The sequence below is a fragment of the Nitrospira sp. Nam74 genome, from assembly GCF_965152615.1.
Genome location: NZ_OZ224220.1, coordinates 3,521,568 through 3,534,130 on the forward strand (window position 1 = coordinate 3,521,568; position 12,563 = coordinate 3,534,130).

The 12,563-nt window shown below is 54.9% G+C and carries 11 protein-coding genes; 5 read left to right on the top strand and 6 right to left on the bottom strand.

Going from position 1 to position 12,563, the window contains the following annotated elements; genetic code table 11:
• Positions 1-122 precede the first annotated feature (122 nt).
• A complete protein-coding gene (gene ligD / locus ACWHYZ_RS16385) occupies positions 123-1,064 on the top strand; it encodes a non-homologous end-joining DNA ligase (RefSeq protein WP_447983750.1) in 942 nt (313 codons plus the stop codon).
• Positions 1,061-2,224 (top strand): ATP-dependent DNA ligase, encoded by a 1,164-nt coding sequence (locus tag ACWHYZ_RS16390; RefSeq protein ID WP_447983751.1) that lies wholly within the window; start codon positions 1,061-1,063, stop codon positions 2,222-2,224. Before ligD ends, ACWHYZ_RS16390 begins: the two co-directional genes overlap by 4 nt.
• 10 nt (positions 2,225-2,234) lie before the next feature.
• Here ACWHYZ_RS16390 and ACWHYZ_RS16395 read toward each other — a convergent pair whose 3' ends face one another.
• From ACWHYZ_RS16395 to ACWHYZ_RS16420, 6 genes are all read right to left on the bottom strand, one after another.
• Positions 2,235-3,143 (bottom strand): diguanylate cyclase, encoded by a 909-nt coding sequence (locus ACWHYZ_RS16395; protein ID WP_447983752.1) that lies wholly within the window; start codon positions 3,141-3,143, stop codon positions 2,235-2,237.
• Positions 3,144-3,756: 613 nt separating this feature from the next.
• Positions 3,757-4,680, bottom strand: coding sequence for a TIR domain-containing protein (locus tag ACWHYZ_RS16400; protein WP_447983753.1), 924 nt, complete (start codon positions 4,678-4,680; stop codon positions 3,757-3,759).
• Positions 4,681-4,898: 218 nt separating this feature from the next.
• The gene (locus ACWHYZ_RS16405) at positions 4,899-5,546 is read right to left on the bottom strand and encodes an HD domain-containing protein (protein WP_447983754.1); all 648 of its coding nucleotides are present in this window, start codon (positions 5,544-5,546) and stop codon (positions 4,899-4,901) included.
• A 239-nt stretch (positions 5,547-5,785) separates the two neighbouring features.
• Positions 5,786-6,628: an alpha/beta fold hydrolase gene (locus tag ACWHYZ_RS16410; protein WP_447983755.1), complete on the bottom strand. Its 843-nt coding sequence runs from the start codon at positions 6,626-6,628 to the stop codon at positions 5,786-5,788.
• Between the two features lie 141 nt (positions 6,629-6,769).
• The gene (locus ACWHYZ_RS16415; RefSeq protein WP_447983756.1) at positions 6,770-7,246 is read right to left on the bottom strand and encodes a CBS domain-containing protein; all 477 of its coding nucleotides are present in this window, start codon (positions 7,244-7,246) and stop codon (positions 6,770-6,772) included.
• Positions 7,247-7,277: 31 nt separating this feature from the next.
• Positions 7,278-8,636: an NAD(P)/FAD-dependent oxidoreductase gene (locus ACWHYZ_RS16420; protein ID WP_447983757.1), complete on the bottom strand. Its 1,359-nt coding sequence runs from the start codon at positions 8,634-8,636 to the stop codon at positions 7,278-7,280.
• Positions 8,637-9,334: 698 nt separating this feature from the next.
• Here ACWHYZ_RS16420 and ACWHYZ_RS16425 point away from each other — a divergent pair.
• The 3 genes from ACWHYZ_RS16425 to ACWHYZ_RS16435 all read left to right on the top strand — a co-directional run bounded on the left by ACWHYZ_RS16425 (position 9,335) and on the right by ACWHYZ_RS16435 (position 12,418).
• Positions 9,335-9,619, top strand: coding sequence for a hypothetical protein (locus ACWHYZ_RS16425; protein WP_447983758.1), 285 nt, complete (start codon positions 9,335-9,337; stop codon positions 9,617-9,619).
• A 602-nt stretch (positions 9,620-10,221) separates the two neighbouring features.
• Complete coding sequence (locus tag ACWHYZ_RS16430) at positions 10,222-10,386, top strand: hypothetical protein (RefSeq protein WP_447983759.1); 165 nt, start codon at positions 10,222-10,224, stop codon at positions 10,384-10,386.
• Between the two features lie 607 nt (positions 10,387-10,993).
• The gene (locus tag ACWHYZ_RS16435) at positions 10,994-12,418 is read left to right on the top strand and encodes an MBL fold metallo-hydrolase (RefSeq protein WP_447983760.1); all 1,425 of its coding nucleotides are present in this window, start codon (positions 10,994-10,996) and stop codon (positions 12,416-12,418) included.
• Positions 12,419-12,563 lie beyond the last annotated feature (145 nt).

The following is a 12,563-nucleotide window of genomic DNA, read 5'->3' on the forward strand; positions in this document are numbered from 1 at the left end:
GTTTCGGTGGCACATTGTAGGGGCGAGGGAAACGAAAAGCAATCCGCTCACCGACTGCCACTCTTTGGGCTAGCGGGTAAAATGAATTCAGTAAGCGGCCTCTGCATCATTGACATTCCCCTATGCGAAAACAATTGATCATCCCCATCGAGCAGGATGAGGCGACACTGACCGTTGATGGTCGAGAGATCCGCTTAACGAACTTGCGAAAGATATTCTGGCCTCATCACAAAATCACCAAACGGGATCTCCTTCAATATTATGTGAATGTGTCCAGATATCTCCTCCCACATCTCATTGACCATCCCATGGTGATGAAACGCTATCCGAACGGCGCGGAAGGAGAGTTCTTTTTTATGAAGCGTGCGCCTAGTCCACGACCGGACTGGATCAAGATCTGTTCGATCCCGCACAGGCGCGGCAACATCATTGATTTTGTCCTGGTTCAGGATCTCCCGACGCTGCTATGGGTCGTTAATCTCGGATGCATCGACCTGAATCCGTGGTACGGCCGTTGCGATGATTATGATCGTCCCGATTTTCTCAACTTTGACCTGGATCCCGGCCCCGGCGCCGACTTCGAACGCGTCTGCGACGTCGCGCTAAAATTACGCGAACTTCTCGACGAACTTCACATGCCGACATACGTAAAAACAACCGGCTCCAAGGGACTCCATATCTATATACCCATCGTCCGGGAGCCCGTACAAAAAGAGGTATGGACGGTCGCCAAAGACATTGCGCAAGCGCTGGAAGCCCGCTATCCCGACCTTGTGACCGCCGAATATCGAATTGCGAATAGACCCTATGGTCGGGTCTTGGTGGATTACAATCAAAATGCGTGGGGACGCACCTTGGCCTCCATCTATTCCGCTCGCCCGAAGCCGTTGGCGACCGTATCGATGCCGGTCACGTGGCGCGAGGTTCAAGGCGGCATCCGACTATCGGATTACCGTATAGATAACGTGCCGGCTCTTCTGGAGAACACCGGCGATTTGTGGAAACCTATGCTCGGTAAACAACGTTTCAATTTGTATACCCTTGCGGCGACTCCGGAGACATGATGCCCATTACTCGACGCTCCCCCGTGAATACTGCCAGGAAATTGGAGGAGGGTACATTCCCTGACTTGTCGCTCCCCGTTCCGATTCCTGTATCCCCTATGGAAGCCATGCGGGCGGACCGGCTTCCAGATGGGAATGAGTGGCAATTCGAACCAAAGTGGGATGGGTTCCGGTGCCTGGTGTTTCGACATGGTTCGGTGGTCGCCCTGCAATCCAAATCCGGCCAGCCGCTCACCCGGTATTTTCCTGAATTAGTGAGCGCCTTTCAGTCACTGACCTCTCGTGCATTTGTTTTGGACGGAGAAATTGTTGTGCCCAGGGATGGACGCCTATCGTTCGACGATCTGCTGCTTCGGATCCATCCCGCAGCGTCGCGGATCGCGAAGCTCGCCAAAGATACACCGGCCTCGTTTGTGGCGTTCGATCTCTTATGCGACTCAGGGAAAGGCTCGCCACTCATGAGTCGACCCCTCATCGAACGGCGCAAACATCTTGAAGAGTTTTTTTCTTCCGTGGCCGATCACCTCATTCAATTGTCGCCGGCTACCAAAGATCACACCATTGCATCACGATGGTTCACCGATCTGGGGACATATGGACTCGATGGGGTGATGGCAAAGAACATTCACGAGCCGTATCATCCCGGTGATCGTGATGCCATGATCAAGGTGAAACATGTGAAGACGGCCGATTGTGTAGTCGGTGGCTTCCGCTACAGTTCGACACGCGCAAAGACAGATACACTCAGGGCTACCTCAGTACATACCATAGGCTCGCTTCTCTTAGGGCTACATGATACGGACGATATACTCCATTTCGTAGGGTTTACGTCTTCGTTTAGCAAAGAGGACCGTGCCGGGCTGAAAAAAGTGATCGAGCCCTTGAAGGGGGGAGCAGGGTTCAGCGGAAAAGCGCCCGGTGGCCCAAACCGCTGGTCACAGCGGCAGAGCGACGACTGGGAACCGCTCGATCCCGTGCTGGTGTGCGAAGTGCAATACGACTATTTTTCACAAGGCCGCTTTCGACACGGCACGAAATTCTTACGCTGGCGTCCGGAAAAAGATCCTCATCAGTGTACGCTGGACCAGGTCGTGGGAGAGGTTAGGGGAAGCGGAACGATCTTGAACAAGTTCCGAACGAGCAGCGCCGATAAAGAGTAGCTCCGAACCATCAGACACAAACCCGATTGCGCCCTGCGTTCTTTGCCTTGTACAAATTTCGATCTGCGCCGACGAGCGCGAGATCCAATCCGCCCGGCTCGGTTCCATTCGGATCGTAGGTCGTTCCGCCTATGCTGATCGTCACATTCACTGGAGACGTCATTCCATCAATGGACATGGGTGAATGGGCCACTGCCTGACGAATGCGTTCGCCGATCGCCTGCACATCAGCGACGGGAGGATGCAACAGCAAGACAAACTCTTCACCACCCCACCGGCCCAGGAGATCACCCGGCCTGGTTTGATGACGTAACACTCCCGCGACGTGCCGCAGCACCTGATCCCCCACTGAATGGCCAAACCGATCATTGACCTCTTTGAAATAATCAATGTCCAATAACATGACTTCTACCACTTCGTGGTTTTGGATCGCGCGCCACCACACCCGTTCGGCAAGCTCAGTCCATCCACGCCTATTCAACAATTCCGTCAATGGATCGATTGTGGCTTGATGCTCGAAGAGATCTTTCAACCGGCGCGCTTCCTCTTCCCGTCTTTTGCTTTCCGTGACATCGATCATAGATTCTACGGCCAAGAACGTTTGCCCGCTCCGGATGGGAGCCCATTGGATCATGATCCATCGCCCATCGGCCAAAGCCACTTCAGAGGTGGTCGTCTTGCCGGTTTCCAATGCCTCCGTCGCGCGACAAAACGTGCAAGGGGCTGGCGATCCAATGAACTTCTCGTGACAGTGCCCTCCGACGACTTCTCCAAACATGGTCCGGCTCGAGCAGTTCTGAAATCGCACTTCCCATTTTTGCGTATCGATCAAGGAAATCGTCGCGGGGCTGGCATCTACCAGTTCCCGGATACTGAATGTGTCCGAGGCGGAGGGCAGCGTTGGTTGATCCGTACTCATCGAATTGTCACCTTAGACGTCTTGCACACACTAAACGCCGGAGTTACGCGCAGAACCAAGAACCACGATCCCTGCAATCAGTCACTCCAGATCGCTGAACGGATCTAGCCTCTTAGTGCCGCTTGGACATTTCGCTTAAACCCTGCCGGCCGTAGTCACAGCACGACCATTTAGAAGCAAATTCTAACACTAATCGCTAGTCACTTCTACGCGCACTGTACGAAAAAGAACCCGAGGATCAGGGGAGATCAAGGCCGCATAACAATAGCTGATGGCCTCTTTGGTGCGCCCGGAACCAAGTGCGACGCATTCGCATTGTTCTTAGAGCAGGGGAACCGCTGAGGAACATGCGATGCAGATGGCGAGTCTGGTGGGATGAATTCTGGCGCTGGCGAGGTGCTGGCGGCATTCGCCCCGTTTACGGTGTGTTGAATTTGCTGCTCATCCCTTTGCCGTCGTCGCCGCGATCGTATCCGCAATCGTGACCGGCATGGCGCTTGAAGGCACAAGCGATCTCAGCAAGCCGGATATAACTCCGTGTACGAATCGATGCCAGGCGGCGGGTGGATTGTTGCCCACGGCACAGTGCTAGGGCTACATTCATGTGCGATAACTACCTGTACCACTTTGTGGTTGCCTTCGAGTAGATGTTGCCTCCGACTTCACTTGCGAAATGTCCACAGAGGACGCCAAGCTCGCCAGGAGGACAGTACATGAACAATTCGATCTCCCGGGCCCCTCGATAGTCCTGCTCGAATCCGTCCCTCTGCGGAGGATCACCTTCCAGTCTGATGCGCTGTCGACTCTGCACCGCGCCGCGGATTTTCATGCTTCCATCGCCAAATACTTTGACAGCGAGAACTCGGTCGCACTCCTCAAATTCAGCGTAACAACTACCAATCTGGACTTGCATATTACCGATAAAACAGCCGGTACCACCGTCCCCATTGGGTGGAATCTGCAGAATCATCTTTCCGGTGACAGCTGCGTAATCCGGGTCTTTGAATTGGAGACGGCGCCACGTTTGGTACACGGTCTCAGCCTGCCATGACCCTGAGTAACCATGCAGCTGACACGTCGGCGAAAATCCATCTTGGACAGTGGGGAGCTCATTCGCCCATGACTTGAGCTTTACGCTTGCTTGATGATCGACGGCCTTGGTTGGCTCAAACGTACCCATTGGAACGTAGGTCAGACCGGCGAAGTCCGATGGTAGTTCAACCCCGGTGTACAGGCAAAGTGCAACCCTCCTTCGAGTCAGCATGGCAGTGAGATATCCATACTCAAACAACACGTTCGCCTGGGGCGTCCTGACGCGCCTGTCGCGAATGATGGAATCATCATCAGGTGTCGCAAGGAAAACAGCACCGGCGACGCGACTCGCAACGTTTTCGATACCCATGAAGGTGATGTCGCCGAGCTTGAAGACCTCTGTCCAGAGCAGAGGCTTTACGTCCTTGACTTCCGAGAGGGCGGCAACGACTTGCAGTGCTTGCTCAAGTCCTTCCTTGCTGCCTCCAACAAAAATCTCCTTCAATGTGTGCTCCTTTTAGGAAAGGGGATCTTGCCAGCTCTGCTGGGCCTAGCTGCGCACTGCACTACTGTGGACAGCCCACCTTGCGGCCAAGCCGAGCCCTGCGCTCCGACGCCGAAACCCCAGCAATTCCAACGTGGGCGATCCCGGCACAGGCAATTGTCGATGTGCGGCGAGAAAAACCCGGAAACTCTGCATCTCAAATGCTCCTTTGGATTGACTCATTCGTCGAACGGTGCGTTCGAAAGAAGGTCGACGGCCGAGATCGCGGGCTTGTAGCCCTCGACGAAACGCTCCCCGAAGTCTCGAACGAAATTATCGTAAGTAGTCTCTGGCTTCGCTCGCGCCACACCGCAAAGGCACTCCTGCAACTGGCGTTTCATCTGAAGACGAGGGAACGCGTCGAGAATGCGCGCGGCGCCCGCCTTCGGGATTCGCTCGTAGAGTAGTCCGGCGAAGTCGGCACCCGCTCCGACCGTACAGATGCCGACCTCCGGCTCGGCGTAAGGGCTGATCGACAGCGTCGCGTTCAGCGCAACGCAGTACCAGATGAGCTGAGCTTTCCGGTCGTCCACGCCCCCTGCCTTGGCCAGAGCCCGAGCCGCATCCGCTCCCTCGACCTCGAAGCGCCGCTTGCCTTGGTACCCCCTCGTGAGGCCGACGTCGTGAAGCAACGACGCCACTGCAACGACTTCCTCGTCATAGGAAACGCCCTGCAGCTCGGCGAGTTGCACCGCGAAGAGCCACGAGCGAACGGCGTGATTGAACAGGTACGGCTCGGAGAGAGCGCGCGCCTCTTCCATCGAACGTGCAACGAGTGGAGAGTCCGGGACGGCCACTCCGGCAATCTCGCGTCTAGGGGCACTCATGGCTCGGTCCACCTCCTGATGCGTTGCGCCAATCCCGTGTGGCGCACCCGGTAGTAGAGGTCCTTCGCTCCCTTGATGAGTCGGGGCGACTTCATGGCCGAGTCCCTCATCTCCGTGCAGCCGGCGGGTTCGTGACGGCGTTCAACATCACGAAATCATGAATGTACACATGCCATGCACAGAGCCGACCTGATCCATCTCTCCGTCAGCATAGCTATTTTTTTGTCTGTCTCATTCAGCTAAGCGGCATGCACCTTACTCTCTTCCTTGAGAAAGTTAAGGAGGTCGGCATTGACTTGATCCTGGTGCGTCGCCGTGATGCCGTGCGGCGCGCCCGGATAGTAGATTTCCCTCGCACCCTTGATGAGCCTGGCCGATTTCTTCGCCGAGTCCTTGACGGGAACGATCTGGTCGTCCTCACCGTGAATGACCAGCGTGGGGACATCAAATTTCTTGAGATCCTCCGTCTGGTCTGTTTCGGAGAACGCCTTGATGCTTTCGTAGGCGTTCTTGAGACCCGCCTGCATACTCCAGAGCCAGAACTGATCCAGCATCCCCTGCGACACCTTGGCGTCCGACCTATTCGCGCCGTAGAACTGCACCGCCAGATCCTTATAGAATTGCGAGCGGTCCTTCATCATGCCGCTCCTCAAGTTGTCGAACACCTCCATCGGCAGGCCCTCGGGATTGGTTCCGGACTTCAGCATGATCGGCGGCACGGCGGCGATGAGAACCACTCTAGCAACCCGTTTCGTCCCGTGGCGTGCCACGTAACGCGCGACTTCCCCACCTCCGGTGGAATGGCCCACCAGCGTGGCGTTCGTGAGATCGAGCGACTCGATGACGGCCGCAAGATCATCGGCATAGCCATGCATGTCGTTTCCGGAGGAGGCTTGGCTGGACCGGCCATGGCCACGCCGATCATGCGCTACTACACGGAAGCCGTTCTGGGCAAGGAAAAGCATTTGGCCGTCCCAAGCGTCGGAGTTTAGGGGCCAGCCATGCGAGAAGGTTACGACCGGACCTTGACCCCAGTCCTTATAATAAATGTCGGTACCATCTTTTACGGTGATGTATGGCATGGAAGTCCTCCTTGTCTGCGGTCTGATCCTGTTGTCGGATCTGCAGCCCTTTATCTTCCCCTGTCTTTTCCTTGGCCATCCTGTCCCAGAACGATTGGGCTTCAGCAGAGCGCAGCATGCGTGTCGGTCCCCCTGCACGTCCTACGTGGCCTTCTGTGTCATCTTGGCTCGCGGCTTGCTCGCCTGATCCGTCGGCTCGCTCACCTTCTTGAAGATTTCATAAGTCTTGTCCGATGAGACGTTCGCGCGCTGGAGGATGTCGACAGGCGCCACCATGCCTTCAAGCATGCCCTCCTGATTGACAACGGGAATGCGCCGCACTTGGTTCTCACTCATGAGGGACATGGCTTTCTGAACATCGTCGTCCGGCCGGACGGTCACGATATCGGTCGTCATGCACTGCTGAACTTTGACCGTGTCGGGTTGCACATTTTCCGCAACGATGGCGAGGCATAAGTCTCGATCGGTGACCACGCCGATCAGTTTGTGCTCGATGTCCGATTCAATAATGGGGACAATGCCCACATTCCTGTCCTTCATGATGCGGGCAGCGCGGGTGGATGGATCTCCGGGCACGCAATAGCTGGGATTCGTCGTCATGACGTCTTTGATGTTCATGGGCAACCCCCCTACGATTTGGGAACGTTATTTATCTTCTCATTACTCGCTCTTGCTTCAATCCATGCTCTTTCAATCCCTTGTTCCCGGCTTCAGTGGACGGTTCCTGAGCTCGCTCCAAATCGCATTCCCTTAATTCGTGGTCCATGATGAGAGGGCTACTTCCCTGGCGTGTCAAATACGCCCATACCCACTGACTCATCACAGCTACTCGGTTGCGAAAACCTATCAGCAGAAAAATGTGGACCAATGACCAAAGAAGCCATGCGATCAAACCGGAAACAGTCCTGTGCCCGAATTGAGCCACCGCACGATGATGTCCGATGGTCGCTAGAATGCCCCGATCCTGATAGATGAAGGAAAGGCGGGCATTGCCACGCAAGTCGCGCAAGATATTCTCTGCCGCAGCTTTGCCCTCCTGTAACGCAGCCGCGGCGAGACCCGGCACCGGTGTGCCGTTCGCATCGGTGAGCGCCGACATATCGCCGATCACGAAAATCTCGAGATGTCCGGGAATACTCAAATCTTGTTCAATGAGCACTCGCCCGGCTCGGTCGGTTGTTGCGCCCAGTTTTTTGCCAAGCGGCGAAGGGTGGACTCCGGTGGTCCAAAGCGTCACGTCTGTTTCAATCCATTGGTCTCGGACTTTTATCCGTCCGTGCTCAACTGCCGTCACCATACTATCGGTGTATACTTCGACTCCGAGCTGCTCCAATTGTTGCTTAGCTTTCCGGGATGATTCTTCCGAATATGTGCCTAAAACCCGCGGCGAGCCCTCATACAGCTGGACGCGCGCTTTTGTCGTGTCGATCGATTTGAAATCTTTAGCAAGAGCCAGCCGAGCGAGGTCGGCAATCGCTCCTGCCAATTCGACGCCCGTCGGACCACCGCCAATGACGGCGAAGTTCAACGGTTCTTGCCGGCCGGTCAAGTATGCTCTACGTTCCGCCATTTCAAACGCCCGCAGCAATCGGCTGCGAATTTCCACCGCGTCCTCGATCGTCTTCAATCCCGGCGCGGCCTTTTCCCATTCGTCATGGCCAAAGTACGCCTGACCCGCTCCGCCCGCGATGATCAGATAATCGTAAGCGATCTCTGCGCCGTCGATTAATTTCACTCGTCGCGCGGTGGTGTCGAATTCGGTCACCTCACTCAGAATGGTGTGAATATTGCGTGATTTACGGAAGATATGACGCAACGACGCAGTGATCTCGCCGGGCGAGAGCACTCCCAACGCCACTTGATAGAGTAATGGTTGGAAAATGTGATGGTTTTTGCGGTCAATGAGGGTAACCTCAACCGCTTCATTGACTAGGGCCAGCGCCGCATGCAGACCGCCGAATCCCCCGCCGATGATGGCGACTCTGGGGCGTTGAGGTTTTTCTTTCATTGAAGGTCTATTCGTCTCCATACGAGCCCCTTCCATTGCTCCTCATGACAGTCTTGCTCCTACCAGGTAATCAAATCCACCGGCCTGCGATCATAGATTCGTGATACCTTTCTTCGTGGCGCCGACACCATCTTGGGCAGCGGTCATTTCATCACGCAGGTGAAATAGAGGATCACCTCGCGCTATCGGGTGATTTCATCGGCGCTTTGATCGACTCTCCTTCCTGTGACAATAGAAACACCAGCAGTTTGACCGGTGTTCGCCGCCGAAGCCGTTGCCATCGCGTGCCCTTCAGCCACCGTATGAGTCTATGACTCCATTCACCCCGAACGTCTTATCTAAATGCTGTCCGGTAATGGACCCAAGCGGAACGTTGTGTTTTCCAACGCCGATTGGGGCGGGTTCTTTCGATCGAATTTTGCGAACAACCTGCGTCCAGCGGTGCAACGTGGTATAGGTTTGCTCGCTCCCACGCGTCGGGACGCAGACTCGGCCACACGTGGGCATAAGAGGAGGGAACACTGCTACCTGGTTTATTGGGCACCACAGTGTTCATTGCCGTCACGGCCTAACAAGGAAAGGATCACCTTACTCTGCTGTCCCTGGGTGTCTATCGCCAACGAAGGATATGGGTGTCAGGTAGCGTCTGATGGAAAAGCGGACACAACGGCGGGACGCCTCATCCGTTTGGAAGCCCGGTGAAAGCGGAAACCGCGGTGGACGGCCAAAGGTTACGGCAGAAGTCCGCAATCGCGCGAACACGGCCCGGAGGCGCTTGCATCGCGCGTCGATGTACTGTCTTTCACTACACCGGCGGCCCCTTCAACAATGCCATGGGGAACACACGCGTCGGCTGGCGCGACCCCCAACGGCGTTCCTACTTCTCGTTTGCCTCGTTCGACGATCCGGACAGGAACGGCTGGCTGCTCCAGGAGATCCAGACGCGGCTTCCCGGCCGCGAATGGGAGTCGACGCGATCATGACCATGGACGTCGCAACCCTTGCAGAGTTTCTCCGCGAGACGAGCACCACGACTACTACGAGAAGACGCACGCCGAGCACGACTGGAGGGACTGGTACGCGTCCTACCTAAGCGCCCGTCAAAACAGCATCAGTCCGGAGGAGCCCGCCGCCGGCCGCTACATGGATGAGGTCCATCTTTCCCGTCCATCTTCGCCTTAAGAGCCAAGAGCTCCCAGATTTCTAATTAGTCCCCGACGAATGTACTTGGCTGAACTATTGAGTGGCGCGAGCGACTATAGGTAGGAATCAAGGCCGGAAAGGGATCGAAGGGCCTGAATAGTGTGTGCCTATTTAACGTACTAGTATGGAGTACTGATGTCTCAATCGTCAGGATATCGCGATAGGAGAGGAAGTCAAAGGAGCAGATGTGTGCTTTCGCTTCTCTCGTACCCGAAACCGAAAACTACGATGGTACTGAAGCAGAAGAATTGTATCGGGAGGCAAATATACATGTATTCCTGTATTCCTACTCATACGTAATAAGTTCCTTTAGCGTCGCCGGGACTTAGCCTATAGCACCCATCTTCGGTCGTCACTTCCAACCAAGGAAAGGAGAATCATCATGGAGAAGAGAGAGAAAGTTGAGCTTGTGATTGAGCAACTGGAAGAGCGGATCGCCCCCGGTGTTGTTGTTGAACACCCCAACGCAGGCAGAGGGAACGGCAGCGAGGGTTCCCCTGATATTGATCCCGGGAACTCCGGAGCACACAATCAGGGCGGGGACTAACCGGCCCTATGTGTGGAGGTAGGCCCGCGCCAGCGGGCGACATTAGGGGGATAGCAACTCGCCGAATGCCGGGATTTTGTAGGCTCATTTTGCACCGGCCATCAGGCGATATGGTTTGACACATGGCAAGTGGGGGTTACTAACAGGTTGGAAGTGATGACCGAAGATGGGTTGATATTAAAGTCTCTTCAAAGTACGAAGACGGGAGGCGATGAAGATGTGGATATGAAGAGACCTATCAGTAATTGGGCGGTTAGCAAAACCGGTCCATGCTGCTACGGTCCGAGATGACGGGCAACGCCAAGATTTACTGTGGCAAACGTTCGATTCTCGAACTCCTGAGCCGGCGGATTGTCGGATACATCGGAGTCGAATTTTCATCCTGGTGATAGGCATCCGGCCATAAGAGAATGAATCGCCAAATCATATATACATGGAATTCTGTTCGGACCTTCGTGCAGCGCTGTCGCTCATGGTAATTTTGCATGAAACACAATAGACATCTGCGACTCTCGCTTTTCACCGTGCCGGAGCTCTCGATTGGCCGGGCTCCGCTCACACCTCAGAACAGTCAGTTTGATCCCAGACGTGTGAAGTATTTAGAGGCATGGTCGCGTATCTTAATAGCCTATTGGATAACTTCCGAAGGCGGTACTCTGAATTGGAGTCGCTGTCTCACCTTCAAACGATCATCAGTCGCTTGCCGCACTGTGAACTGGTGCGGATCGATACAACAGGAGAACCCCGTGTTACGGAAATCCCTAGCGCGCGCGATAGGATTGGATTTAACGCTGACCGGTTGAGGATTAACTTCCCAGACGGTCTCCACCGACGGACTGAAGTCCCTGGTATCCCTGGAGGACGCTGCACGCCCCAGATTGCAAACATTATTTCAAAGCTCTCACATGGACTCTCAGAACAGGCCCTGTCGCGAACTCTTAAAAACTGTGATGTAAATCTTTCGTCGGTCATTGAAGGCCTTCGAACCCAACGATTGATTGAAGACAGCGACCCCTCGGAGCAAATTGTTCCCCAAACCCTCCTCGAAAAGAAGAAAGACCGTCTGACGTGGTTGGGACACGCCTCTATTCTCTTTCAGACATCTCGATCATCGGTTTGCGTCGACCCATTTCTCCGACCGCATATTCGGTGGACCGAAGAGGATGTGAAGTGGTCTTTTTCCGACAGCTTTGGCGACCGCTTTTTCTTTGACCCATACGGCCCCCAAGTGATGCCGTTATCACCAGCGCAGATGCCCCCATTGGATGCTGTCTTTGTGACCCATCAGGACATTGATCATTGCAACTTAGGAGTTCTCATGGCGTTGTCCGAGGACATCCCAATTATCGTACCTGACTACAATCCGGACCGGATGTGGGAAGTTGATCTTGTAGCCGTCATCCATAGCATTTTGGGACGAAGACGAAAGGTCACCCGCCTGAAGCACGGTGAAACGATAACCATCGGGGACATCCATGCGACTGCGTTCCCCTTCTACGCCGAAATGCCCTCTTCGCTTATAACGCTTTGGAATTGCTATCTGTTCGAAACGGAGAATGCGGCAGTTGCCTGCACAGCGGATTCTGCTATAACGGATGCGTCGGTCGATTTTCTGATTAGGCGTCTAGGATCGAAACGAAAACCTTTCACGCTTTGCGCTCGATCGATTCACTCCGGCGAAACATCTGCGGGCTTTCGTGATGAAATGGAAACGGTATTTAACTTCACGAGACTCTGGGCATGGTATGTCCCTATCTGGGATCTTTTCCAGGCTGTGGAGCCACCGGGTATAAGCGAAAGCCGTTTTCGTAGACTCTGCCGTGAGACCGATTTGCGTTTCTACCTGCCTTATGCCATGGGAACGGCTCCCTGGTTTCGCATTGTCGACGTGAAGGACCCCTTGCATATCCCGATGGCGAACCTGTCAGCCGATGAGGTGTTCCTCTTATCCGAACAACTTACGGCTGTCCCTGGCGGTCCGTCTCTATTCGGAGGCAAGTTTGGCCAGCCTTTCCCGCTGAGCGCTGCATGATGAATATACATTGTTAAGAGCTGTTGTTAAGTTAGGAGCCACTGTCTTGGCCGTCATCGAGCTTCGCTTCTCGCCGCAGCAGGCGACCGAGCAGCAGGCCGACGAGAAAATCCGATCATGGATGCCGCGCCGCTTTCTGTTGCGC

Coding starts and splice junctions, on each gene's coding strand:
- ligD (WP_447983750.1), top strand. CDS start 123: ATGCGAAAACAATTGATCATCCCCATCGAGCAGGATGAGGCGACACTG.
- ACWHYZ_RS16390 (WP_447983751.1), top strand. CDS start 1,061: ATGATGCCCATTACTCGACGCTCCCCCGTGAATACTGCCAGGAAATTG.
- ACWHYZ_RS16395 (WP_447983752.1), bottom strand. CDS start 3,143: ATGAGTACGGATCAACCAACGCTGCCCTCCGCCTCGGACACATTCAGT.
- ACWHYZ_RS16405 (WP_447983754.1), bottom strand. CDS start 5,546: ATGAGTGCCCCTAGACGCGAGATTGCCGGAGTGGCCGTCCCGGACTCT.
- ACWHYZ_RS16410 (WP_447983755.1), bottom strand. CDS start 6,628: ATGCCATACATCACCGTAAAAGATGGTACCGACATTTATTATAAGGAC.
- ACWHYZ_RS16415 (WP_447983756.1), bottom strand. CDS start 7,246: ATGAACATCAAAGACGTCATGACGACGAATCCCAGCTATTGCGTGCCC.
- ACWHYZ_RS16420 (WP_447983757.1), bottom strand. CDS start 8,636: ATGAAAGAAAAACCTCAACGCCCCAGAGTCGCCATCATCGGCGGGGGA.
- ACWHYZ_RS16430 (WP_447983759.1), top strand. CDS start 10,222: ATGGAGAAGAGAGAGAAAGTTGAGCTTGTGATTGAGCAACTGGAAGAG.
- ACWHYZ_RS16435 (WP_447983760.1), top strand. CDS start 10,994: ATGGTCGCGTATCTTAATAGCCTATTGGATAACTTCCGAAGGCGGTAC.